The sequence below is a fragment of the Streptomyces sp. NPDC001156 genome (assembly GCF_053598275.1).
The window spans coordinates 1-24,195 of sequence record NZ_JBSFJX010000118.1 but is presented as its reverse complement, the minus strand read 5'-3'; the positions used below and the strand labels follow the sequence as shown (position 1 = coordinate 24,195).

Below are 24,195 nucleotides of genomic sequence, written 5' to 3'. Positions count from 1 at the left end.
CCCTCTGGCTCGTTCCGGAGGACGGGGGCTTCGGTGCCGCCCATGCCGGGTGCACAGCCAGTCATCGCCAGCAGGTCGCTTTTACAGTCAGGTTGGAAAAAGGATTAACGATCTTGCCGCTTGCGGGGGCCGCGAAGGTCTAGAGGCCGGCCCCCGGCTCGACCTTTTCAAGGCCAGGGCTGGGCGGACCCAGCGGATCGGAGCTGACTTGACCGATGACGCTCACCCTCCATAAGCGAGATCCACGCCACCGCTGGCCTCGATCAGCCAGGACAGCGAACCGCTGCCGAACGGCCAGCCGGTGGTAGCGACCTCAACCCAGCCGTTGCCCAACTCATCCGCCCCGGCGTCCCACCACCACCAGCTGCGATCGTCGCCCATGCCTTCCTCGGTCGGGTCGAAGTAATAGAGCCAGCCCGACAGCGTCCAAGGCCCTTTACTGAAGTCTGCCTTCTGCTCGGGCGTCATCGACTGCCACTTCCGCAGCCAGGCACCGGCGTCAAAGGACAGGCCCGGTTCCGGCTCCGCGTGCTCTGGCGCGCATCGCTGCACGAACCAGCCCGGCAGCAGCTCTGGCCACCGCCCAAAGGCGGGCCAGTCAGCCATCCGTTCGACCACGGTCGTCAGAACAGCACGGGCATCCGCGACGACCCGCGCCGGATCCTCGGCGGTGAACTGGACTCGCACGAGAAACGGCCGCTGCCGACGGTCGTCGGATCCGGGACCGTACCGAAGTCGCCGTAGCTCGCCCTTGATGATCTCCACGACGGAGAAGTGTGCACTGCCCCCCGTCTTGCCGCAGGTGAAAAGCGCCGGGACCCTCCCTGGCCGATGGCCTCGATGTGCTCCAGCGTGCTTCAGCGGCACAGGTCCACTTCCCCGACGGCGGGATCCGGGCCACGATGCCTGGTTCGTGTCTGGCGGACGGATCACGGTCGGTCGCAGCGGAGTTCGGTGCGGAGCCAGATCATGATCGAAGTGATGGTCGCGGTGGCTTCGAAGGCGTCCTTGGGTGCCAAGCTTCCGTCGGCCCGCCCGATGGGCGCCGACGGCCGACGGCCGGCGCCTCGGCATGTCCCCTGTGCACGCCGAGAACCCCCGGGCCCGTCGGTTCACTTCGTCCGGACGGGCGTGGCGCAGGTTCAGCTCCACGCCCGGGCCGCTACTACTTCGGTTGTGCCGCGGCCCGGACCTGGCGGACCGCCTCCTGCACGCCCCCGTTCCAGGGCGTGCCGTGCCCCGGCAGCACCCACTTCGCCCGCAGCTCCCCGAGCCGGTCGAGCGACGCCAGCGCCTGCTCCCGGTCATCGGTGAACGGCGCCGGCTGCGGCCCGCGCTGTCCGGTGAGTACATGCCGGGTCGTGAGGCCGTCGCCGACGAACACCGCGTCGACCTCGGGCACATGAACGGCGATGCTGCCCGGCGAGTGCCCCGGCAACCCCATGATGCGGGGCGCGCCCGGCAGGTCGAGCACGTCGCCGTCGTTCACCTCCGACACCTCGGTCAGGTACGTCGTGCGCAGGCCGCCCTTGCGGCCGGCGTACCAGAGAAAGCCGGCCACAGCGCCGAGTCTGGCGTGCCCCCAGCTGGCCTTGGGCTTGACCTCGCCCCGGGCGCGCGCGGCGTCGGCGCTGTGGACGAAGACCGGGATTCCGTGGTCGCGGCGGAGCCGTTCCGCGAAGCCGAGGTGGTCGGTGTCGCCATGGGTGAGTACGACGCCGCGGATGTCGGCCAGGGTCCGGCCCAGGGTGGCGAGTTCGGCGGTCAGCTCCCGCCAGTGGCCGGCCAACCCGGCGTCGACGACCGTCACGCCGTCGTCGGTGACGACCAGATAGACCGCCACTATGTCGTTCCCGATGCGATGCAGGTGCTGATCGAGCTTCATGATCCTTCTCCTCGCCGAGCTGCGATGATGGCTACGATACATAGCCATCATGGCTACGGTCCATAGCTATGATGAAGACGACATCGCACCGGCCGGAAGGAGTTCGCATGCCGACGCCCGAACGCACCTCGCTCGAAGCCATCGTCGAGGCAGCCCGCGACATCCTGGAGTCGCAAGGGCTCGCGCAGTTGACCATGCAGGCGGTCGCCGACCGGGTCGGCGTGCGCGCCCCCTCGCTCTACAAGCGGGTCCGCAACCGCGACGCTCTCGTCCTCCTGGTCACCGAGGCCACCCTTCTCGACCTGGAAGAGCACCTCCACGCCGTCCCGGCGGCCCCGGACCCTCGCGAGACCCTGGCCGATCTGCTCCGCGCTTTCCGCGCCTTCGCCCACGCCCGCCCGGCCGCCTACCATCTGATCTTCACGGGCTCCCCTGGCCCGACCAGGCCCGACCCTGCCCGCCTGGCCCGCGCGGCGGCCCCCGTCCTGCAGATAGCCGCCGAACTGGTCGGCCCCGCCGAAGCCCTGGAGGCGGCCCGCATGATCACCGCCTGGGCGCACGGCTTCATCAGCATGGAACTGGCCGCCGCCTTCAACCTCGGCGGCGACGTGGACCGCGCCTACGAGTACGGCATGGCCCACCTGGCGGCCGCCCTCACCAGGCCGGCCTGACGCGGTCCGACCGCCCGTAGGGTGCTTTCCAGTCCCGTCCAGGCTGTACGGGTCTGCCTCCGCTGCCCAGACGGCACCGAAAACTGCCCCGGTCAGCAGTCCAGCAAGTGCCGTCCTGGCCTCTACACGCGCCCATCAGGGCTGTCCCGACAGGTCGCCCTGTACCGCCACGGCCGAGCCGCGCTCTCGCCGTCGGGCCGACCGGGCCGTTCCGCGCTTACGCTGCCCGGCCGCTGGCTGGGGTGCGGGAGGCTCCACTTAGGCTTTGGCCATGCTGCTGATCCACGGCGGGGAAGCCGTAGCTGACGCTCCCGAACTGCGCACGGGAGGAGTTCCACTCGTCCCGGATGGATTCGTCTGGCCGAACTGCCGCGAGTGTGGCGGGCCCATGCAGTTCCTCGCTCATCTGCCCCTCGATCTCGGGGCGGTCGCGGTGTTCTTCTGCCAGAACGACCCCGGCATGTGCGACGACTGGGACGCCACCGCCGGTGCCAACCGCGCCTTTGTGTTCAGTGGTCGACTCGCGCCGGCCACCGTCCCCGCCGAGGGTGAGACGCTGCTCGGTGCGGTCACCGCCCTGCGCCCCCACCCAGCCGACGTCCCCACCGCGGAGCCGGTCCTGGGCCGGCTGGGTGGCGAACCCGACTGGATCCAGGGCGACGAGACTCCCGACTGTCCCTCCTGTACCGCCCGTATGACCTTCACGGCCGAACTCGAAGAGGGGACCGACTTCGCGACCTCCGCCAACTTCGGCGGAGCTGGTCGCGGCTACGTCTTTCACTGCCGCCCCTGTGGCGAGGCCGCCTTCCTCTGGCAGCGATGAAGACTGCCGCCTGGCTCATGTCCGGAGCCGGAGCGCTACGACGGTGACGGCGCCGCGAAAGACGCCGTGAAAGACACAGACCAGGTTCGGCGGCAGAACGGCCGTGTCTTCCTGTGCCCAGCCTCGCTCGGTGGGTACCCGGCGGCCGAGGGCGGTGAACGGCACCGCCGAGCCAGGGAAGGAGATCGACCATGACCCAGCACGTGCGCGACATCATGACCACCGCACCGGTGACCGTGGAACCGCAGGCCTCCGTGGCCAACGTGGCCAGGTTGATGCGTGACCAGAACATCGGCGCCGTCCTGGTCACGGAGAAGGATCACCTGCGCGGACTGGTGAGCGATCGCGACCTGGTGGTACGGGCCCTCGCGCAGGGCGCAGACCCCGAGCAGACCACCGTGGCCAACGCGTGCAGTGATGATCTGGTCACCATCGGCCCGGACGATGATCTCGACCGTGCTGTCGGGATGATGCGGGAGCACTCCGTCCGTCGCATCCCTGTCGTCGAGGGCGACCAGGTGGTCGGCATCGTCTCTCTCGGCGACATGGCGATCGAACGCGATCCCCGGTCGGTGCTCGGCGACATCAGCGCGGCGCGGCCCAACGAGTAGCGGGCTTCAGGGGTCCCCACCAGGTCACGCGGAGGCTCACGGCCGCGCTACGCCCTCGACGTCCCGCGCCGTACCGCCTTCGGCACCAGTGCAGCGGATCGAGGAGGCTGCCGTGGCCCTGAGGCAGAAGCAGGCGTCTGCGGCCGGATCCGCTTCGACTCGGACGGCTTTCCCTCATCACGCACCGAGCGTCCTCGCCCGGCGTGAGGACGTCTGCCGTGCCTGAGCTACCGGACGTCGAGGGGTTCCGCCAGGTGCTCGAGTCCTGCGCGAGGGGCAGGGCCATCCGCCGGGTCGACGTGCGCGACGCGGGTGTCCTGCACGGGGTGGGCGTACGGCGGCTGCGTGACGCGCTGGAGGGCCGCCGGTTCACCGAGCCGGAGCGGCGCGGCAAGTGGCTGCTCGCGCATACCGGCGGTCCCACCCTCCTCTTCCACTTCGGCATGACCGGTCGACTGCTCTGCGTCCGTCCCGACGACGCGGTCGAGCCACACGACCGTGTACTGTTCACCCTCAGCGGCGACCGCCAGCTCCGCTTCCGCGACCAGCGCAAGCTCCAGGGACTGTGGCTGGCCGACGACGACTCCGGCGTCGCCCGGCTGCTGGAGCGCCAGGGGCCCGATGCGCTGACCGTGGACCGTGAGGAGTTCGAGGCCGCGCTCTCCTCACGTCGTGGTCACCTCAAAACCACGCTGACCGACCAGTCCGTCCTGGCCGGTCTCGGCAATCTGCTCGCCGACGAGATCCTGTGGCGTGCCCGGCTGCACCCGGGCACCCGGGCCGGCGATCTGACGGCGACCGAACGCCGGGACCTGTACACCGACATGCGACGCGCATTGCGCTCCGCAGTCACCGCCGGCTGCGTCCCACCGCGCGATTCATGGCTCACCGGCCACCGCGACGACCCCGACCCGATATGCCCTCGCTGCGGCGCCCATCTGCGCCGCACCCGCATGGCAGGCCGCGGCACGGTGTGGTGCCCGCGGTGCCAGCCGGACGAGGCCTGAGCCCGTCAGGACGGTCCCTCGTACGTCAGGTGTCTCGGCCGAGCACCCGGTGACGCTGCTTGGGGTCGGTCCGGAGGACACGGCGTTGAGGCATGGGCCGTCGCCCAGGGTCTGTTGACGGGCAGTCAGCGTCCCGTCGTCGTGAGCAGAGGTGGCCTCGTTCCGGCGGCCCGCCTCTTCGCGTCCCGGCGCGAACGCGCGGTCGGCCGGCTCAGTTGCCGCCGTTCAGCGTCTGGTGAGGAGCGCGGCGATAGGTGGTCCGGTAGAGGGAGGCGAAGCGGCCCGGGTGACAGAAGCCCCAGCGGGCGGCGATCTCGGTGACCGTGGCACCACCGGCGGGATCGGCGGCCCCCAGGTCCCGATGAACCTGCGCCAGTCGCACCCGGCGCAGATGGGCGAGCGGGGTGGTGTCCAGATGACGCCGGAAGGCGTACTGCGGGGCCCGTACGGTGACATGGGCGGCCGCGGCGATCTGGGCCACGGTGATCGGCTGGTCGGCGTGGTCGTACGCCGGGTGTTGCCGCACGCGGTGGACCACGTGCGCGGTTCGGACGGGGACCGCTCGTGTGGGAGCGACGAGGACGAAGAAGCCGTGATGTGCAGCCGGGCTTCATGAAGCCGAGCCGTCGCGGTCAGGTCAGGAGTGGCCTCGGCCTCGGCACCGGTGCCGCTACCGGGCACGGACACGCGGGTCCGCGGCCCGGAGCACGTCCAGGGTCGTGCCCGCCGACGCAGCGCCCCGCTGCCCTCGTCTCCGCAGGGTTCGCCGACGACTGACCGCTTCACCGCCGTCGTGGGCCACCGAGGCTGTGGCCACCGAGTCAGGACGCGGCCGAACAGCGATGTGCCCCGAGCCGGGATGCGGCCGGACAAGGACGTCCGCCGCGCCTCGCGACCGGCCCCGGACCCTGCTCGGTTCCCTGTCGACCACCAAGCAGGGTCAGGCCGTGCCGAAGCCGCGCAGGAAGGTGTCCGCGACGAGGTCGGCCGCCTGTGGGGGATCCACCGACGGGAACTGGTGGGAGATGCTGTCGACGAGTTGGTCGAGGACCGCTCGCGTCCAGGCCGCGTCGACGTCGGCGCGCAGGTAGCCCTCGTCCACAGCACGCCGGATGAAGACGTTCAGACGCTCACTCTGCGTTTCGCGGCGAGCGCGTGCTTCGGGGTCCTTCTGCATCATGCGGCGCGTGTCGAGAGGCCACTCGCGGCTGACGGGGATGATCCCCTCCACATAGCGGTGGAGGGCGACCGGCACCGGTGCCTCGGTCAGCCGCGCCTCGTCCAGGACCCGCTCGGCCGAGTCGAGTTTGGCCTGGAAGACGGCGCGCAGCAGCGTCTCCCGGTTCGCGAAGCGGCGGTGGACGGTGGTGCGGTCGACACCCGCCGCGGCGGCAATGGCCGCCATCGATGTGCTCGGGTCTTCCGCCAGGAGGCGGGCCCCGGTACGGAGGACGGTGCTCAGGTTGCGTGCGGCATCGGCTCTCATGATCCGGTGATTCTATCGCGTCGTGGTGATTACAGCGCCATCATCGGATTGTGAGATGCACCTCTGCCAAGTAATGCAACGTCTATGTTGTACTTCTTTTGAAAATACCTACAGTGAAGTTGCGCCCTGGAGGGCGGCAAGACATGACCAGATGATGAGGAGTACGCCATGACACGGACTTGGCTGATCACCGGTGGTTCCCAGGGCCTCGGCAGGGCCCTGGTTCTTGAGGCTCTGAAGGCCGGCGATCGAGTCGTCGCGACTTCGCGCAGGCCGCAGGCGCTGGCCGAGCTGAAGGCGGAGTACCCGGAGCGGCTGGAGACCGTGTCGCTGGACATCACCTCGCCGACCGAGGCTCGGGACGTGGTCGCGGCCGCAGTGGAGCGATTCGGAACCGTCGACGTCGTCGTGAACAACGCCGGTTATGCCACCAGCGGTTCGATCGAGGACTTCCCGGAGGACGAGTTCCGGGCGCAGGTCGAGGCGAACCTGTTCGGTGTGATCAACGTGACCCGAGCCGCACTGCCCGTGCTGCGTGGCCAGCGGTCCGGGCACATCGTCCAGATCTCTTCCATCGGCGGCCGGGTCGGCGGCACTCCGGGGCTCAGCGCCTACCAGACGGCGAAGTTCGGGGTCGAAGGATTCTCCGAGGTACTGGCGAACGAGGTGGCCCCGTTCGGCGTCAAGGTGATCATCGTGGAGCCGGGCGGTATCCGCACAGGCTGGGCCGCCGGCGCCGCGGAGCCGTCCGGGCCCATCGCTCCCGACTACCGGCAGACGGTCGGCGCATGGCTGGAGCGGTTTGCCGCCTACAGCGGCAGCGAGCCCGGTGACCCCGCCCGAATGGCCCGGGCCGTCATCACCGCCGTGGATGCGCAGGAGCCCCCGCGCCGGCTTCTGCTCGGTAGCGACGCCCTGGGCATCGCGGTCAGCGCGGAGCAGGCCCGCCTCGCCGAGGCCGACGCATGGGCCGCAGTCAGCCGCTCCACGGATTACCCGGCCGCGTAATGGATCACCCGGCCCGCGGACGAGAACAAGCAGCCTCTGAATCCGCGCGTGACCGCGCTCCTGGCGCCGACAGCGGCGGGCTCGTGGCCCCCAGCTCCGGCCGTCCCCCTCCGGCCCCCCACGCGCCGTCGCCCGCGTGCTCGACGCACGCGACCGCGGCCCCGGCGACAGCACGGTTTCCCGGGCGCTCCGGTGGCCGCCTCCACCACCGCGACATCACGCGCGACGCGCCTGACCCCCGGCCGTACCTCACCACGTTTCACACAAAGGCCCTGAGAGACATGACTGTTCGCGACAAGCTCTACATCGGCGGTTCCTGGGTCACTCCCAGCGACCCGGACCTGCTGCTCGACATCCATTCCCCCCATGACCAGTCCGTGCTGGGTCGTGTCGCCCAGGCCGCGCCCGCCGACGTCGACGCGGCCGTCGCCGCGGCTCGCGAGGCCTTCGACCACGGCCCCTGGTCACGCACCACCCCCGAGGAGCGGCAGGAGATCATCCGGCGCTACGACGCCCTGCGCACCGCCCGCGCCGACGAGGTCGCCGCGGCCATCTCCGTCGAGAACGGCTCGGCCGGCTGGTTCACCCAGGCAGGCCAGCCCTTCCTCACCCGCCAGGTCAGCGCCTATCTCAAGGCGGCCGAGGAGTTCGGCTGGGAGGAGATCGTCGAACCCTCCGACCCGTCGGTGGCCTTCGACACCATCGTGCGGCGTGAGGCGATCGGCGTGGTCGCCGCGGTGATCCCGTGGAACTCGCCGTTCTCCGCCGCCACCGCCAAGTTGGTCCCGGCCCTGCTGGCCGGCAACACCGTCGTCCTGAAGGTCTCCCCGGAGAACTCCCTCAGCATGATGCTGTTGGCCGACCTGTGGCACGAGGCCGGGCTTCCTCAGGGCGTGCTCAGCATCCTTCCCGCCGACCGCGAGACCAGCGAGTATCTCGTCTCCCACCCCGACGTCGACAAGATCGCCTTCACCGGCTCCACTCGTGCCGGCCGGCGCATCGCTTCCATCGCGGGCGAGCACCTCCGGCGGGTCAGCCTGGAGTTGGGCGGCAAGTCCGCGGCTTTGATCCTGGAGGACGCCGACCTGGAAGCCGCCGTACAGGGACTGCGCTTCGGCTCCCTGGCGAACAACGGCGAGGCGTGCATCCTGCAGACCCGCATCCTGGCCCCACGCAGCCGCTACGAGGAGGTCGTCGCCGCGCTCAAGGAGATGGTCGAATCGCTGAAGGTCGGCGACCCCTCCGCCCCCGACACCTTCATCGGCCCGATGATCCGCCCCGACCAGCAGCAGCGCGTCATCGACTACATCAACATCGGCGTGTCCGAGGGCGCCCGCCTGGTCACCGGCGGCCCGCAGATTCCCGAGGGCCTGGAGAAGGGCAACTACGTCACCCCGACCCTCTTCGCCGACGTCGACAACTCCATGCGCATCGCCCAGGAGGAGATCTTCGGCCCGGTCCTGGCCGTCATCGCCTACGACGACGAGGACGACGCCGTTCGTATCGCCAACGACTCCGACTACGGCCTCTCCGGCGGCGTCTGGTCCGCCGACCCGGAGCGCGCCCTGGCCGTCGCCCGCAGGCTGCGCACCGGAACCGTCACCCTGAACGGCTCGCCCATCAGCTTCGACGGCCCCTTCGGCGGCTACAAGGCCAGCGGCCTCGGCCGCGAGTACGGCAAGGCCGGACTCACCGGCTACGTCGAGCAAAAGTCCATCACCCGGCTCCGCCAGTCGTAGCCGAGCGGAGCCGTCACCCCATCGGGCCGGCCCCCAGTGCCCGCGGGCCCCGTGGAAACCCCTCGCTTCGAGTGCCCTGGACAAAGGGGGGGCGGGGCCCCGGCAGTCCGGGACCCCGCGACTCATGCCGGGTGGCGTGCCGTCAGCAGCCGACTCCGCCGGGGCTGCGGTCGGCGAACGCGGCGAACTGCCGGCCCGGGACGTCGGACTCGGTGAAATAGCCGCCGAACATCGGGTCGTCCGCCCGGTGCGTGCCGATGTAGAGGGTGTACGTCTGGGTCACCCCGCCCGACAGCGGCCGGACGAGGGTGAGCGTGCCGGTCGAAGCGTCCCAGGTGCGGTTGGCGATCCCCTCCCAGTAGCCCCGCTCGTAGTAGTACATCTGCGTGTCAGGGTTGAGGCAGTCCGCGAACTGCAGCAGCAGCCTTCCGGTCCACCCGTTGCCGTTGAAGTCGTAGCCGCCGAGGATGCCCGTCGGCAGCGAGGCAGCGGCGCCCATGCGCTGCCGGACGACCGTCGCCCGGGTACCGGCGGGCTTGGTGGCGCGGGCGGTGGTCGCCCCGGCCGGACGTGCGAGACCGGGCCGCAGGTAGGCGTTGGCGTAGGCCCCGTAGCGCATCCCCGGGACGTCGGACTGGGTGAAGTAGCCGCCGAAGACCGGGCTGGAGGCTATGTGGTCGCCCAGGAAGAGCGTGTACGTCTGGGAGTTACCCCACGGCAGCGGCCGGAAGACGCTCAGCGTCCCGGTCGCGGGGGTCCAGGTGCCGCTGAGGTACTCGCTGCGGCCGAGCTCGTCGTACCGCATGGTGACGCTCGGCGAGCCCGAGGCGGCGCCGGAGACGGACAGCGTGCCCTTCCAGCCGTTGCCGTCGAAGGCGTAGCTCCCGTCGATCGAGGGCACACCGGCGGTGGCCGGTACGGGGCTCACCAGGCCGCCCCCGAGGACGAGTGCACACAGCGCAGCCGCCGCGACGGGCGCGCGCAGCGCCCGACGTGCCGCGCGCCTGGCCCAGTTCAATAAGGACATCCACATGCTCCAGGTGAGGACGATGCCGATCACGCGGCAGGTCGGAACGCCGCGCGTTGTCCGGATGGGCGGCATCCTTCCCGCGGCTCGCGATCAGTCGCCAGACTGCGGCGAGCCAGATTCGGCGGGCAGGAGGCCGGATCGGCCTCCCCCGGCGCCGTCGCAATGGTTCGGGGAGGCCGGGTGCCGGATGCCGGATGCCGGATGCCGGATGCCGGATGTCGAACGCCGGGTGCCGGACGACCGGGCGGGATCGGCAGGTGCCGGCTCCCGCCCGAGGTGCCACGCACCGTCAGGAGCCGGCTCCTGCCCGCGCCCCCAGGCGCCATCAGTACCGGGCCCCTGCCTCGCGCCCGGCACCGGGCCGATCACAGCCCGATGGACTGGTACTCGGTGTACGCGCCCAACGACCGGCTCGCCGACATCATCCACGCCCGCGTCCCCGACCTGGACCGGGCGGCCGCGCATGAACTGGCCTCGGCGACCATCGTGCTCATCGCGGGGCTGTGGCCGTTCGCCCACCCCGGACCCACCTCGTCGAGGCCGTGGAGGATCCCGCGCTCCTCGCCGCTCACGTCGACTTTCCCGCCCGTTACAGCCGCATGATCGAGCTGCTCACCACCTCGCTGCAGACCCCTGCTGCGCACTGATCTGAACGAGGAGGCAGCGCGGCGACCGCCTCAACACGCCGTCAAGCCGCGGGCCGGCAAGCGCTCGACCGAAGGCAGCACGGCGGAAATCCTCGAACTGGACGGGGACGAGCCGCTGGTGATGGGCGAGGTGGTCAACTCCACTCCGGAGCCCGACGGTACCCACCGCACGTACTGGCAGTCCCTCCGCGTCAGACGATGTCGAGCACCTCGGCCACAGGCCGTCGGGGAGTGGGCTGCCCCTCCGGGCCGTACCCGAGGCGGATCACCATCTGCACGTACCCCATGGCAGTCGTCGGGTCGCGTACCGCCCACCGCAGTTCGGGCCATTCCAGGGGTTGGGAGGTCAAGGACGCGACGAGCCCGTCCGTAGTGGCCTGGAGCCAGACCCGCTCCAGTGCCTGCCCTGCCCGTAGCCAGTCCACCGGCCGGTCCTGCGCCGTACCCAACAGGGCGATGTGGGGTTGCTTTTCGAAGGGCGCCCAGCCGCGACCGGCCACCGTCCGGCCGTTGGTCAGGTCACGCACGGGAGAACTGGCTCCCCACTGGCCGGGGCCGAGCGCTGCTGTGGGAATCCCGTCCGAAGCCGTGGTCTCGCTCGTGGACTCCGTCCGGACCCACCGCGCCGTCTCGCCGCGTACGCCGGGGTCGCATGCCTCGCGGCACTCGGCGTCATGCACCAGATCCAGCATCGACTGCACATGCCAGGCGTCGGGGAAGAGCAACCGCGCTCCTTCGAGGTCGGCCGCGCCGCACAGCTCGTCTACGACGGCTGCTGGTATGTCGTCCTCGAGGAAGGGGTTACGGCTCGTGTGGCGTCGATGGATCGCCGGCTGGAGCAGGGCGAGAGGGTCGCCCGGGCTCGCGGTGCCGGTGAGGTCCACCTCGGCGAGCAGGGATGGATCGGAGTCGTCGGGCAGCAGCCGAACGGTGGGCTCGCGGCCCGCGGCCACCGCGGCGACGCGCAGGTTGAACAGCGCGGCACCGCAGCCCAGATGCAGGCTGCGGCCGTCCGGATCCGTCGCCGGGAGTCCGCGTTCACGGTCGGCGTACAGCTGCAGGGTGCCGCTGCCGGGATGGAAGCGGAACTTCCAGGGCTGTGCGTTGTGCAGGGACGGAGCCGCCGCGGCTGCCTCGATGAATGCGGTGACGGCGGATGTGTTCAGGGTCGGTGCGGTCACCGGACTCTCCCTTCGGCGTCGGGCGGCGGCTTCCCCTTGGTCGCCGGCGGAAGCATGGACTCGTGCGGTGTATCGCCCGCAAGACCGATGATTCGGTCGCCGTGTGTTCAGCCTCGGGGTGGGCGGCACGCCTGCGGTAGGGCCACCCGGACCCTCTCGGGACCAGGTGGTCCCGGGGCCGAACAGCTGCCGAGGGGCCATTCGCCCCTGCCGCGCCCTGGCTGCTTCCTCCGTGTGCCAGTACGGGAGGTGAGGAACGGCCCCTCGGCCCGCCGGACGGGCCGTTCGGCCTCCCGTCGTCCCGGCATGAGCGGTCACCGGTCGCGGCACCAGGCCCGGTACGCCTCCACCGCGGTGGGCAGTGTCGGGAAGATGAGGTCGGCGCCCACGGAATCCGCGAGGCCGTACGCCTGAAGGTCGTCCAGGAGGTCCTGCTTGACTCGGGCGAGGGCGAACACGATGCCGCGGCGCGTGAGCTCCCGGCGCAGGTCGTCCAAGGCGTCCAGGGCCGTGAGGTCGACCTCGACGTTGGCCTCGGTATTGAGGACGAACCAGCGGACCGGCTCGGTCTGTTCGGCGACCGCAGCCAGTGCCCGGCGCCGGAAGTTCTCCGCGTTGGCGAAGAACAGGGGCGAGTCGTAGCGGTACACCAGCAGCCCGGGGACGGTGCGTGCCTGCGGGTAGTCGTCGACATCGTGCATGCCCGCCATCCCGGGGACCAGCCCCTCGATCGCGTCGTGCGGCCGTGCCACCCGGGTCAGCAGCTCTGCCACCGACAGACCGACGGCCACGAGCACCCCGTACAGGATGTCCAGGGCGAGCACGCCCGCCAGACAGCCGAGCGCCAGGAGCAGCTCACGGCGCCGGAACGACGCGAGTCGGCGGAAGCCCGGAACGTCGACCATGCGGACGGCGGCGTAGACGACGAGCGCGCCGAGCGCGGCTGAGGGCATGCGCGTCAGCAGTGGGCTGAGGAAGAGCAGAACGGCCAGCACGACCGCCCCCGCGACCAGTGAGTACGCCTGGCTGCGGGCACCCGCGGATGCCGCGAGCGCCGTTCGGCTGGCGCTGCTGCTGACGGGGAAGCCATGGACCGCACCGGCCCCCAAATTGGCGGCGCCGAGGGCGAGGAATTCCCGATTGGCGTCGAGCCCGGTCGTCAGGTCGGCGCGGTCGGTGAAAGCGCGCGCGGTGAGGATGAAGTCGGTGTACGCGACGAGCAGCACACCGAGCGCGGGCAGCACCAGGCGCGGCAACGCACCCAGGTCGGGCAGCGCCAGGTCCGGAAGACCGGAGGGCACCCGGCCGATCACCGCGACCCCGAACCGGCCGTCGAGGTCGAAGGCCACCACGGCCGCCGTGGCCAGGACCACGGCGAGCAGCGGTCCTGGAAGGACGGCGGAGAAGCGGGCGACAGCGAAGAGGAACACCAGTACGGCGGCGGAGAGGATCACCGTGGCCGGGTAGGTGTGCGTCAGGTTCCTGATGAAGGACCACAGTTGGGGGAAGAACTCCTTGCTGTTCGTTCGTACACCGGTGAGCCTGGGTAACTGGTCCACCGCCATGATCAGCGCCACGCCCGCCAGATAGCCGACCAGGACCGGGCGGGAGAGGAGATCGGCGATGAAGCCCAGCCGGACCGCTCGGGCCACCAGGCACAGCAGGCCGACCGTGACGGCGAGGGCGGCCGCGAGCGACGCGTAGTGCCCGGGATCGCCACCGGCCAGCGGGCCGACGACCGTGGCCGTCATCAAGGCCGTCGTGGACTCCGGACCGACCGACAGCAGTCGCGAGGAGCCGAACAGCGCGTACAGGGCGAGTGCGGGGAGGATCGCCCAGAGTCCGGCGACGGGTGGCAGACCGGCCACGCCAGCGTAGGCCATGACCTGCGGCACGAGGTACGCGGCCACCGTCACGCCCGCGAGCAGGTCGCCCCGGGACCAGTTGCGTCGGCGAGCCACCAGTGCGCCGAGCCCGGGCATCAGAAACGACCTCCCTGACATCCGTCTGTCCGAGCCTTCGGGCATGAGCCGGTCCTCCGCGGTCCGCTCTCAGGATCCACCGTCGTGCAGCCCCTGCAAGCTGCCTGCCTGGCGGCCGGCACGACAGGGCCGGTCGGTTCCACGGAGAGGGCCCTCCGGTACCCGCCACGCTCAGTAATCGGATCCTGACGTGGACGGCGTCGTCGCCACCGAGGTCGAGCGCGCTCAGCAGCGGTGTCCACGCTGGTCGACGCCCTGCCACAGGCACCGCCGCGGAAATCTGGCGTCCGGGCGCACCGATCCACAGCTGAGGGACGGGATGGGGTTGGCTCGTCGCATCGGTGAGCGCGATCCTGATCTGGGCGGTGCTCGTTCCCCTCATCGCGCTGCTGGTCCGCACGATCAACCGGCTCCGGGCACCCGCGCAAGTCCACGGGGATGCCGCCCGAGCAGGTGCTCGCCGAACGCTTCGCCCGTGGGAAGATCGACGAGGAAGAATACCGGCGCCGACTGGCAGCGCCGCGAGAAGAACGCCCGGCGTCACAGAGCGCGGGCCGGCACCGTGAAGGGAACCGGCTGCTGGTGCGGCGGACCGGTCGAGCAACGTGACATGACATCAGGCCCGTCGGAGGAGGCGGTGCACTGTGATCACACGATTGCGGATGCCGCACCGGCATCTCACGCCGCCCGCCAAGTCCGGACCGCCGCGGGAGCCGCCGAAGCCGCCTGCGCAGCCGCCGCGATCGGGCTGGCGGTGGTGGGTCCTTCCGCTGTTCTGGGTGGTCTTCCTGCTCATCCTCATACTCGTCCGCGCGCCCTCGGGGACTTCGCCGTCTCAGCTGTCCTACAGCAACTTCGTCTCCAAGGTCGGCACGGGTCAGGTGCAGACCGTCGACATCAACGACAAGGGAGCGGTCACCGGCACCCTGAAGAACGGCACGAAGTTCACCACCCAGATTCCCACGGCGCTGGGAACGGGACCGCTCCAACAGCAACTGCAGGCCGAGCACGTGCAGATCACCGCCTCCCAGAGCAAGAGCGGCAGCCCGGTCGGGTCGATCTTCGTCGACTTCCTGCCGCTGCTGCTGATCATCGGTCTCTTCTGGTGGCTCGGACGCCGCGCCGCGCGTTCGATGACCGGAGGCCTCAGCGCCATCGGCCGTTCCCGGGCGAAGATCATCGAGGCGGAGCGGCCCACCACGAGGTTCGACGACGTGGCCGGCTACGACGGCGTCAAGCAGGAGATCAGCGAGGTCGTCGACTTTCTTCGCAACCCGTCGCGCTACGCCGCGGCCGGTGCCAAGGGCCCGCGTGGAGTGATCATGGTGGGGCCGCCCGGCACCGGGAAGACGCTCTTCGCCCGCGCCGTCGCCGGAGAGGCCGACGTGCCGTTCCTGTCGGTGACCGGCTCCGGCTTCGTCGAGATGTTCGTCGGTGTGGGGGCGTCGAGGGTACGGGACCTCTTCGACGATGCCCGCAAACGCGCGCCCTCCATCGTCTTCATCGACGAGCTCGACGCCGTCGGCTCGCGCCGCGCCGGGAGCGGGAACATCGGTGGCAACGACGAGCGCGAGCAGACGCTCAACCAGTTGCTGGCCGAGATGGACGGCTTCGACCAGTCCACCGGCATCGTCGTCCTCGCCGCCACCAACCGGCCCGAGGCCCTCGATCCCGCGCTGCTCCGTCCTGGCCGCTTCGATCGTCAGGTCACCGTCCCGCTGCCCAATCAGGCCGAGCGCGCCGCCATCCTCCGGGTGCACGCCCGCGGCAAGACCCTCGCCGACGACGTCGACCTCGACATCGTCGCCCGGGCCACTCCGGGCTTCTCCGGCGCGGACCTCGCCAACCTGGTCAATGAGGCCGCCATCAACGCCGTCCGCGCCGACCGCGTCCTGATCGAGCCGAACGACCTGGATGCCGCCCGCGACCGCGTTCTGCTCGGGCGTCGCGAGGCGTCCAACGCACTGCTGCCCGAAGAACGCCATGCGGTCGCCGTCCACGAGTCGGGGCATGCCCTGGTCGCCGCGCTGTGCGAGCACGCCGACCCGGTCGCGAAGGTCACCGTCCTGCCGACGGGCATGACGCTGGGGGTGACCGAGCAGCTGCCCGAGGCGGAGCGCCATCTGTACAGCGAGGGCTATCTGACCGATCTGCTGGCGGTCCGGCTCGGCGGCCGGGCGGCCGAGCTGGTCGTCTTCGGCGAGGGGTCGAGCGGAGCCGCCAATGACCTGGCCGGGGCCACCCAGATAGCCACCCGCATGGTGCGGGACTTCGGACTGTCGACGGCGCTCGGACCTGTCGGATACGCCTCCGCCACCCCGCGCTACCTGGGGGAGACCGCGGAGGATTCCGCGCGGCAGGCGTACTCGGAACAGACCCAGCGGGTCATCGACCAGGAGGCCGCACGCCTGCTGCGTGAGGCCGAGAAGCGGGCCACGGGGCTGCTACGGGAGCACCGCCGGGCCCTGGACCGGCTGGCCGACCTGCTCGTCATCCGGGAGACCATCGACGGCTCCGCCGTACTCGACGTCCTCCGGGAGGAACAGCGGGAACGAGGGCAGACAGGCGGTGGCACACCGGGCACTGCCTCCGATGGCCTTCGGAGCGTGCCCCCGCGGATCCGTGATCCGGGCAAGGGGCACCTGCCCGATGCCGACACACCTGCGGACCGCGAGGAGTCCGCCGCGGACGGGGGGCCGCAGCGAGATGAACCGACGGCGCACGGTGTCAGAGAGGAGTCCGCCACGGACAGGGGACCACAGTGGGACGAACCGACGGTTCAGGGCGCCAGAGAGGAGTCCGCCACGGACGGGGGACCACAGCGGGACGAACCTACGACTCACGGCGCCCGGGAGAAGTAGCCCTCCGAGGCGTGCGGCTCATCGTGCCCCGCCGGGTCGGGGGTTCGGCGCCGCGTTTCACGACATCGGAGCACGGTTCCAGCCGGCTCACGCCGACGTAACCGGCACGGTGATGACCGGGCACTGAGCGTGGTGCAGCACGCCCTGGCTCACCGAGCCGAGCAGCATACCGGCGAAGCCACCGCGGCCCCGGGTTCCCACCACCAGTCCCAGCGCGTCCGCGGACTCCTCGGTCAGCACCTTCACGGGATGGCCGCTGATCAGCTCCTGGTGCAGTTCCACGTTCGGGTACGCCGCACCGCGGCCGGCGACGATCTCGGAGAGCAGACGGCGGCATTCCTGCTGCGCCGCCTGTTCGTCGAGCATCCCCAGCAACCCTGGTTGCCACACGTACAAGGCGCGCAGGGCCGCGTCGCGCAGGGCCGCCTCCTCGAAGGCGAACTCGGCGGCGGCCGCGGAATGCTCGCTGCCGTCCACGCCGACGACGAAGTACGCGGGCTGCTGGTTGCTGTGCTCCGGCTCGGGGACGACCACCACGGGGCAGGGGGAATGGGCCATGATGGGCAGGGAGACCGAGGCGGAGCCGAACACCTCTCTCACCCGGCTGAGGTGCTGCGAGCCCAGAACGACGGCCGTGGCGTCCTGGCCCTGCTCCCGCAGGACCCACGCCGGGTCCCCCTCGGCCAGCAGTCCGGACACCTCGACGCGCGGTTGCCGGGCCTCGGCGAAGGCCACCGCGTCCTTGAGTTTCTGTTCCCCGGCCTCGTGCATCACCTCGTTCCACGCCTCCCAGGAGGGCGGCACGTGCCACTTCCGGAACTCCACGGTCGGCATTCCCTCGGCATGGACCAGACGCAGCGGCACCCGCCGCCGCGCGGCCTCGTCCGCAGCCCAGGCCAGTGCCATCCGCTTCGTGGAGTCGGGATCGACACCGACCACGATCGGCCGGTGATCACGGGGTTGGGTCATCGTCGTCTCCTGAGCGAGCCGTCATGAACCGTGGCCATGGGTGCCGTGGCACGCGAGCGGTGCCTGAGGTACGCGTCGGGCCCGGGCGCTCCGTCGTCCCGTCACCAGTTTCGGCGAATGCTCGCGCGAACGCATGGGCTGACCGGCTCTGCGAGTTCCGTCGCCTTCGCTTGTACGGACCGGGGCATGCGGACGCCGCATCATCGCCCGTCCCGAGCCCCGGGATGCCAACGGAATGGGGCCCTCGGCATGGGCTGGTCGGCCTCAGCGAAGAGAAGCGGCACGTGGTGGACTGGAAGAATCAACAGGCGCAATCGCAGTTCTGGAGACGGCCATGGCGACACTTGCACGCAGGCAGAGGTTCCCGTTCCCGGAGATTCCCGATTGGTTTGAGGCCTTTCCGGCGCGTTTCGCGATGCCCACGATGGGTGACCTCTACGCGGTCCGCATCGAGGACTACACGGAGGGCGACCGGTATGTCATGCGGGCGGAGCTTCCCGGCGTCCTGCCCGACGACATCGACGTCACCCTCAGCGAAGGTGTGCTGACCTTCAAGGCCGAGCGCACCGAACATGAAGCGGAGAAGAACCGCAGCGAGATCCGCTACGGCTCCATGAGCCGCAGCGTGACGCTGCCGCCGGGCGCCAACGAGGACGACGTCGAGGCCGACTACACCAACGGCATGCTCACCGTCAGCGTAGGCCTCGGACGGGAGAAGGCAGCGGCCAAGCACATCGAGGTCACGCACCGCGCGTGATCCCGTATACGGCGGATCCCGGTTCGGGCGGGCCCACAGCCGCCCGAACCGGGACGCGCGCCCGGAGCAAGACGTGCAGGGACAGCAAGAGGGACGGGAAAGGGGACGCGGAGCCATGGGTCACCGCAGCGTGGGCGATCTGATGACCTCCACCGCCGTGAGCGTGCGACCGGGCACGAGCTTCAAGGAGATCGCACGTGTCCTCGACGAGTACGACATCACCGCTGTCCCCGTGGTCGACGACGACGGCCGGCCCGTCGGAGTGGTGTCCGAAGCGGACCTGCTGCGCAAGCAGACCTCCGCCGGCGTCGGCAGCACCGCCGGGGAACTGATGACCAGCCCGGCCGTGGTCGCGGAGCCGGAGTGGAACGTGGCCCGTGCCGCACAGACGATGGAGAAGCTGAAGGTCAAGCGTCTGCCCGTGGTGGACGACGACGGCCGCCTGATCGGCGTGATCAGTCGCAGCGATTTGCTGCAGCTGTTCCTCCGTCAGGATCGCGCGATCCAGAAGGAGATCCTGGAGGAGGTCATCGTCCAGGCGCTGGGGTTGCCTCCCTCGTCGCTGACCGTGGAGGTCGACGACGGCAGGGTCACGCTGAGTGGCAGGGTGGAGCGCAAGAGCCTGCTCCCCGTGGCCGTGCAGTTGTGCGAGGAGGTCGACGGCGTGGTGGATGTCGTCAACCGGCTCGAGTACGACCGGGACGACACTCCGGGAGGGGAGACGCCGTAGCCCCGCCGGGACCGGTCGTGATCCCCTGGGCTCCTTGAGGGACGCGGACACGAAGGAACGCGGCGTGCCGGACAGTCGAGGATCCTGTTCAGCCCCTTGGCCGGGCGCGGGAGGGGGCCCGGCGCCGTCGGACCGACTCCTCGTGCAGCGTCCCTCCACAGCCGGCTTCACAGCGGCCGGCTCGCGCGTCGGACTCTCCAGGCATCCGTGCGAGGGCGCTGGGCCGCAGGGCTGAATTAGGGCCGAACGGCCCCTGTGCTGCCTCCGGACAGCCCATGTGATCACCTTCTCGGTCGCTGGATGCTCGAAGCGTCGAGAGGCTTGGGAGGAGGTCCGCGATGACGGACACCACACTTGCCCGACGCCCTGTCCACGCCCTGCTCGCGGACGGCACCACCGTGTGCATCCGCCCGGTACAGCCAGATGATCAGCAGCAGTTGCGGGAGTTCTACACGGAGATGTCCCCAGACAACCTCCGGTTGCGGTTCTTCGTGGCGAGCGCACGGTCCGCCGCCATGGCGGCCGACCGTGCGCTCGCCACGAAGCGTCCCGGGCACCGGGCGCTGCTCGCCGAGAGACAAGGCCACCTGATCGGTCTCGCCGAGTACTACACCGGAGGGAACGGGGAGGCGGCCGAGATAGCCATCGGGGTCGCCGACAGGCTGCACCACCGGAGCGTCGGCACGCTGCTCGTCGAGCACCTGGTGTCGGCGGCCCGCGCCGACGGCATCACCACGTTCACAGCCGACGCGCTGTGTGAGAACCACGAGGTGCTCCGGCTCTTCGCCGACCTCGGGCTGCGCACCGCACGCCACTTCGAGGGCCCCGAAGTGAGTTGCACCATCAGGCTCGACGAGGACGACACCTACCTCTCGGCGGTGGAGGAGCGGGGCAGGGCCGCCGACGTGGCCAGCCTGGAACCGCTGCTACGGCCGGACGTGGTCGCCGTCGCCGGCGGGGGCCGCACCCCGGGATCGGTGGGGCGGGCCGTGCTGCGTCACCTGCGTGCGGGCGGCTTCACCCGCCGCCTGTTCGCCGTCAATCCCAGCGCCACCTCGATCCTCGGCGTACCCTCCCACCCCTCGGTCGGCGCCCTTCCCGTGACCCCGGACCTCGTGGTCGTCGCCGTGCCCGCCGCGGCGGTCCCGGCCACCGCCGAGGAGTGTGGCAGGGCAGGCGTGCGGGCGCTCCTCGTCGTCACCGCAGGCCTCGACCACGCCGAGGCCGGGGCCCTGCTGGGCGCCTGCCGCACGTACGGCATGCGGCTCGTCGGGCCCAACTGCCTGGGCATCTCCAACACCGAACCGGACCTGCGCCTGGACGCCACCTTCGCCGCCGGCCACCCGCGCCCCGGCACGGCGGGTGTCGCCGTGCAGTCCGGCGGGGTGGGGATCGCGCTGCTCGACGGACTCTCCCGGCTCGGCATCGGCGTGTCGTCCTTCGCGTCGCTCGGCGACAAGTACGACGTCAGCGGCAACGACATGCTGCAGTGGTGGGAAAGCGACGGCCAAACCGACCTCGCCCTGCTCCACCTGGAGTCCTTCGGCAACCCGCGGGCGTTCTCCCGTACCGCCCGGCGCGTCACGCGCCGTATGCCCGTCCTGACCGTGGACGCGGGGCGCACCGAAGCGGGACGCCGTGCCGCCGCCTCCCACACCGCGGCGGCCGCCACCCGGACCATGACCCGGCAGGCGCTGTTCACCCAGGCCGGTATCACCGCCACCCGGTCGGTCGGCGAACTCCTCGAGGCAGCCGCCCTCATGCACTCCCAGCCCCTCCCGGCCGGTTCGCGCGTCGCGATCGTCGCCAACGCCGGCGGTGTCGGGGTCCTCGCCGCGGACGCCTGCGTCGAGGCGGGCCTCACCCTGCCGCCACTCACTCCCGAGGTGGTCGAGGACCTGCTCGCCGTACTGCCCTCCGGCGCCGCCACGGGCAACCCCCTCGACACCACCGCCCCCGTCTCCGAGGACCAGCTCCGGGACTGCCTGGACGAGCTCCTGCGGTCCCCGGGCATCGACGCCGTCCTGGTGGCTCTCGTCCCTACGGCGGTCGCCGCGGCTACCGGTGACGACCTGCGCCGGGCGGTGACCGGAGGTCCCGCGCACCCGGAGCGACCGGTCGTCATCGTATGTCTCGCACAGGACCTGCCGGTGAAGCTGCTGCCCGCCGTACAGGGCGGCACGATCCCTTCGTACGCGGACCCGCAGGCGGCGGCACGGGCGCTGGCCCATGCCGCTCGCCGGGCGTCCTGGCTCGACCGTCCCATGGGCACGGTTCCGGACCTCGAGGGAGTCGACACCCCGCATGCCCACGAGATCGCAGACGCCTACCTCGCCACCCACCCGGACGGGGGCTGGCCGGAACCGCGTACCTGCGCCGACCTGCTGGCCTGCCATGGCATTCCGCAGCTTCCATGGACCTGGGCCGAGACGGAGGACGACGCCGTCCTCGCCGCCGCACGGCTGCGCGGCCCCGACGGGCGGGTCGTCATCAAAGCCCACTGGCCGGGCCTGCTGCACAAGAGCGAGCAGCACGCCGTCCACCTCGATCTCCAGGGCGACTTCCAAGTGCGCGCCGCCTTCAGGGACTTCGAGACGCGGTTCGCGGGACGGATGATCGGCGTGGTGGTCCAGCCGCTCGCGGCCCGCGGCACCGAACTGTTCGCCGGCGTCGTTCAGGACGAGGTCTTCGGCCCACTCGTGCTCTTCGGACTGGGCGGTACCGCGACGGAGGTGCTCGCCGACCACGCCGCACGGCTCGCCCCCCTCACCGACCACGACGTCCACGACCTGATCACGGCACCGCGCTGCGCCCCCCTCCTGTCGGGCGCGCACGGTGCCGGCCCCGTCGACCTGGAGGGCCTGGAACAACTGCTCCTCCGTATATCCCGTATGGCCAGTGACCTCCCGCAACTGGCGGAGGCCGACTTCAATCCCGTCCTTGCCACCTCGGACGGAGTCACCGTGCTCGACGCACGCGTTCGCCTGCTGCCGCGTAGGCCCCAGGACCCGTACCTGCGCCGACTCCGCTGAGGAGGGATCGGTCATGAAGCACAACAAGGTGGGTTCCGTGATGACCAGTGATGTCATCTGCGCCGAGTACGCCACTCCGCTCAAGGAAGTCGCGCGGCTGCTCGCGGACGGCCGGATCAGCGGACTCCCGGTTGTGGACGACGACGAGAAGGTCATCGGAGTGATCTCCGAGACGGACTTGGTGACCCGGCAGGCGGAAGCCCTCGGCACGGACGAGCCGAAGCGCCGTTCCGCGCTGGCCGAGTCGACATCCGCGGGCCGGAGAAGGGCTGCCAAGTCCAGGGCTTTCACCGCCGGTCAGCTGATGACCGAACCGCCCGTGACCGTGCACGCCGACGAGACCATCGCCGAGGCCGCGCGGATCATGGCCCAGCGGCATGTGGAGCGACTGCCCGTGCTCGACGAGGAGAACCGTCTTGTCGGCATCGTCACGCGCCGGGACCTCCTGCGGGTGTTCCTGCGGCCCGACGCGGAGATCCGCGACGAGGTGACCGGGGAAGTGCTGGTCCGCGCACTGCGGCTGGCCCCCAAAACCATCGACGTATCCGTGGCGGAAGGCGTGGTCACCCTCGCCGGCCGGCTGGAACGCAAGAGCGAGACGGAACTCGCCGTCTCCTTGACCAAGCAGATCGACGGCGTCGTCGCGGTGATCGACCAGCTCACCCACCGCAGCGACGACTCCGGCCTGCCACCCGACGAGCAGTCGCGACACAGCATCGCCGACGGCTGGCTGCGCAATCCCCGAGATCCCCGCGATTCCCGAGAGGAGATGAGGACCATGTCCGCACAGTCATCATCGAACCCGGTGAGGGGCCTGCCTACCGGGGACCTCGGACGCCGGATCGCCCTGCGCCGAGAGGAACTCGGCCTGACCCGAGAGGAAACAGCCCACCGCGCGGGCATGGCTTCCAGCTACGTCCAGCACCTGGAGGAGCAACCCACCGCCAACCCCGGTGCCGCCGCGCTCCTCAGACTGGCCGGAGCGCTCGAGACCACCGTCCGGGAACTCACCGGCGGCGACGTGGACCTGCCCCCCGGCCTCGGACAGGCGGGCCGGCACCCGAAGTTCACCGAACTGAGCCCACAGGAATGCCGGGACCTGGTCTCGACCCACGGCGTGGGCAGGCTCGCGGTGCCAAGCCCGTCGGGACCGCTGATCCTCCCCGTGAACTACAGCGTGGTCGAGGGCGTTATCGCCTTCAGGACTCATCCCGGCACGGCGCTTGCGCAGGCCATGGGCTGTGAGGTGGCCTTCGAGGTCGACCACATCGACGCAGCGTTGAGCCAGGGCTGGAGCGTCCTCGTACGCGGACCTGCCAGCGCCGTGATGGATCCCGACTGCGTACAGCTGCTGAAAGAGCGGGCCTACAGCGAACCTTGGGCGGGTGGACAGCGCGACATGTGGATCCGGATCAATCCGCTCACGATCACGGGGCGCCGGATCGCCGTGTGACGAGACGAGGGAGTTCCAGCGGCGGCTCCAAACGGGCCGGAAGCGCCGCTCGTTCACCTGCGGTTCCGTTCCGCAGCAGGCCCTTGTTCTGCGCCCGGCGCGACAGAACGATCCGGTCGGACCGCAGAACCCGCACGGCGAACTCGCCACTCCGGCCGTCGAACTCCCTTGAGCCGCACCTCGAGGCCTGAGGACGGCGGCGCTGACGTCCTTGTCGTGCGGCGACCGCTAAGAGTCATCCTGTGATGGGATGCCGTCCGACCAGTTCCTGTTCGGGTGTCTCGCCTCTGGGTGGGGCGTTCCCTACTGGGGCGGCTGTTCCG

General features: G+C 70.6%; 21 protein-coding genes and 2 pseudogenes. 15 read left to right on the top strand and 8 right to left on the bottom strand.

Annotated features, from left to right (window positions below; translation table 11 throughout):
- Positions 1 to 222: 222 nt before the first annotated feature.
- Positions 223 to 765: a hypothetical protein gene (locus tag ACWDA7_RS35400; RefSeq protein ID WP_450609830.1), complete on the bottom strand. Its 543-nt coding sequence runs from the start codon at positions 763 to 765 to the stop codon at positions 223 to 225.
- Between the two features lie 400 nt (positions 766 to 1,165).
- Positions 1,166 to 1,885 (bottom strand): MBL fold metallo-hydrolase, encoded by a 720-nt coding sequence (locus tag ACWDA7_RS35395; RefSeq protein ID WP_450609828.1) that lies wholly within the window; start codon positions 1,883 to 1,885, stop codon positions 1,166 to 1,168.
- Between the two features lie 107 nt (positions 1,886 to 1,992).
- Here ACWDA7_RS35395 and ACWDA7_RS35390 point away from each other — a divergent pair, with 107 nt between their 5' ends.
- The 4 genes from ACWDA7_RS35390 (at position 1,993) to ACWDA7_RS35375 (ending at position 4,997) form a co-directional block, all read left to right on the top strand.
- On the top strand, positions 1,993 to 2,556 hold the full coding sequence (locus ACWDA7_RS35390; protein ID WP_450609826.1) for a TetR/AcrR family transcriptional regulator: 564 nt from the start codon (positions 1,993 to 1,995) through the stop codon (positions 2,554 to 2,556).
- A gap of 271 nt (positions 2,557 to 2,827) precedes the next feature.
- Positions 2,828 to 3,379, top strand: coding sequence for a hypothetical protein (locus ACWDA7_RS35385; RefSeq protein ID WP_450609824.1), 552 nt, complete (start codon positions 2,828 to 2,830; stop codon positions 3,377 to 3,379).
- A gap of 191 nt (positions 3,380 to 3,570) precedes the next feature.
- Positions 3,571 to 3,990: a CBS domain-containing protein gene (locus ACWDA7_RS35380; RefSeq protein WP_450609822.1), complete on the top strand. Its 420-nt coding sequence runs from the start codon at positions 3,571 to 3,573 to the stop codon at positions 3,988 to 3,990.
- 218 nt (positions 3,991 to 4,208) lie between these two features.
- A complete protein-coding gene (locus tag ACWDA7_RS35375; RefSeq protein WP_450609820.1) occupies positions 4,209 to 4,997 on the top strand; it encodes an Fpg/Nei family DNA glycosylase in 789 nt (262 codons plus the stop codon).
- 211 nt (positions 4,998 to 5,208) lie between these two features.
- On the opposite strand, the gene ACWDA7_RS35370 is transcribed toward ACWDA7_RS35375, so the two are convergent.
- Both ACWDA7_RS35370 and ACWDA7_RS35365 read right to left on the bottom strand, forming a co-directional pair.
- Positions 5,209 to 5,523: a helix-turn-helix transcriptional regulator gene (locus tag ACWDA7_RS35370; protein WP_450609818.1), complete on the bottom strand. Its 315-nt coding sequence runs from the start codon at positions 5,521 to 5,523 to the stop codon at positions 5,209 to 5,211.
- Positions 5,524 to 5,937: 414 nt separating this feature from the next.
- On the bottom strand, positions 5,938 to 6,483 hold the full coding sequence (locus tag ACWDA7_RS35365; RefSeq protein ID WP_450609816.1) for a TetR/AcrR family transcriptional regulator: 546 nt from the start codon (positions 6,481 to 6,483) through the stop codon (positions 5,938 to 5,940).
- Between the two features lie 168 nt (positions 6,484 to 6,651).
- Here ACWDA7_RS35365 and ACWDA7_RS35360 point away from each other — a divergent pair, with 168 nt between their 5' ends.
- Positions 6,652 to 7,491: an oxidoreductase gene (locus ACWDA7_RS35360; RefSeq protein WP_450609814.1), complete on the top strand. Its 840-nt coding sequence runs from the start codon at positions 6,652 to 6,654 to the stop codon at positions 7,489 to 7,491.
- A 281-nt stretch (positions 7,492 to 7,772) separates the two neighbouring features.
- Positions 7,773 to 9,230, top strand: a complete 1,458-nt coding sequence (locus tag ACWDA7_RS35355; RefSeq protein ID WP_450609812.1) for an aldehyde dehydrogenase — start codon at positions 7,773 to 7,775, stop codon at positions 9,228 to 9,230.
- A 142-nt stretch (positions 9,231 to 9,372) separates the two neighbouring features.
- On the opposite strand, the gene ACWDA7_RS35350 is transcribed toward ACWDA7_RS35355, so the two are convergent.
- Positions 9,373 to 10,257, bottom strand: a complete 885-nt coding sequence (locus ACWDA7_RS35350; protein ID WP_450609810.1) for a hypothetical protein — start codon at positions 10,255 to 10,257, stop codon at positions 9,373 to 9,375.
- 378 nt (positions 10,258 to 10,635) lie between these two features.
- Here ACWDA7_RS35350 and ACWDA7_RS35345 point away from each other — a divergent pair, with 378 nt between their 5' ends.
- Positions 10,636 to 10,863, top strand: coding sequence for a hypothetical protein (locus tag ACWDA7_RS35345; protein WP_450609808.1), 228 nt, complete (start codon positions 10,636 to 10,638; stop codon positions 10,861 to 10,863).
- Between the two features lie 135 nt (positions 10,864 to 10,998).
- Positions 10,999 to 11,115 (top strand): annotated as a pseudogene (locus ACWDA7_RS35340) (DUF6745 domain-containing protein); the annotation flags it as partial.
- On the opposite strand, the gene ACWDA7_RS35335 reads toward ACWDA7_RS35340, so the two are convergent.
- Together ACWDA7_RS35335 and ACWDA7_RS35330 are read right to left on the bottom strand one after the other, a co-directional pair.
- Complete coding sequence (locus tag ACWDA7_RS35335; protein WP_450609806.1) at positions 11,099 to 12,088, bottom strand: Acg family FMN-binding oxidoreductase; 990 nt, start codon at positions 12,086 to 12,088, stop codon at positions 11,099 to 11,101. The pseudogene ACWDA7_RS35340 and the gene ACWDA7_RS35335 overlap by 17 nt on opposite strands.
- A gap of 314 nt (positions 12,089 to 12,402) precedes the next feature.
- A complete protein-coding gene (locus ACWDA7_RS35330; RefSeq protein ID WP_450609804.1) occupies positions 12,403 to 14,115 on the bottom strand; it encodes a SulP family inorganic anion transporter in 1,713 nt (570 codons plus the stop codon).
- A gap of 393 nt (positions 14,116 to 14,508) precedes the next feature.
- Here ACWDA7_RS35330 and ACWDA7_RS35325 point away from each other — a divergent pair, with 393 nt between their 5' ends.
- Together ACWDA7_RS35325 and ftsH are read left to right on the top strand one after the other, a co-directional pair.
- A complete protein-coding gene (locus tag ACWDA7_RS35325) occupies positions 14,509 to 14,679 on the top strand; it encodes an SHOCT domain-containing protein (RefSeq protein WP_450609802.1) in 171 nt (56 codons plus the stop codon).
- A gap of 35 nt (positions 14,680 to 14,714) precedes the next feature.
- Complete coding sequence (gene ftsH / locus ACWDA7_RS35320; RefSeq protein ID WP_450609800.1) at positions 14,715 to 16,931, top strand: ATP-dependent zinc metalloprotease FtsH; 2,217 nt, start codon at positions 14,715 to 14,717, stop codon at positions 16,929 to 16,931.
- An 87-nt stretch (positions 16,932 to 17,018) separates the two neighbouring features.
- On the opposite strand, the gene ACWDA7_RS35315 is transcribed toward ftsH, so the two are convergent.
- A complete protein-coding gene (locus ACWDA7_RS35315) occupies positions 17,019 to 17,900 on the bottom strand; it encodes a universal stress protein (protein ID WP_450609798.1) in 882 nt (293 codons plus the stop codon).
- Positions 17,901 to 18,234: 334 nt separating this feature from the next.
- Between ACWDA7_RS35315 and ACWDA7_RS35310 the strand changes: the two genes are divergently transcribed.
- The 5 genes and pseudogenes from ACWDA7_RS35310 (at position 18,235) to ACWDA7_RS35290 (ending at position 23,872) form a co-directional block, all read left to right on the top strand.
- Complete coding sequence (locus tag ACWDA7_RS35310; RefSeq protein WP_432935101.1) at positions 18,235 to 18,657, top strand: Hsp20 family protein; 423 nt, start codon at positions 18,235 to 18,237, stop codon at positions 18,655 to 18,657.
- Between the two features lie 115 nt (positions 18,658 to 18,772).
- Positions 18,773 to 19,387 carry a CBS domain-containing protein gene (locus tag ACWDA7_RS35305; protein WP_450609796.1) on the top strand — a complete coding sequence of 205 codons (615 nt, stop codon included), beginning with the start codon at positions 18,773 to 18,775 and terminating at the stop codon, positions 19,385 to 19,387.
- A gap of 338 nt (positions 19,388 to 19,725) precedes the next feature.
- Positions 19,726 to 22,419 carry a bifunctional acetate--CoA ligase family protein/GNAT family N-acetyltransferase gene (locus ACWDA7_RS35300; RefSeq protein WP_450609794.1) on the top strand — a complete coding sequence of 898 codons (2,694 nt, stop codon included), beginning with the start codon at positions 19,726 to 19,728 and terminating at the stop codon, positions 22,417 to 22,419.
- Between the two features lie 13 nt (positions 22,420 to 22,432).
- A pseudogene (locus ACWDA7_RS35295) lies at positions 22,433 to 23,155 on the top strand (CBS domain-containing protein); the annotation flags it as partial.
- 33 nt (positions 23,156 to 23,188) lie between these two features.
- A complete protein-coding gene (locus ACWDA7_RS35290; protein WP_450609832.1) occupies positions 23,189 to 23,872 on the top strand; it encodes a helix-turn-helix domain-containing protein in 684 nt (227 codons plus the stop codon).
- Positions 23,873 to 24,195 lie beyond the last annotated feature (323 nt).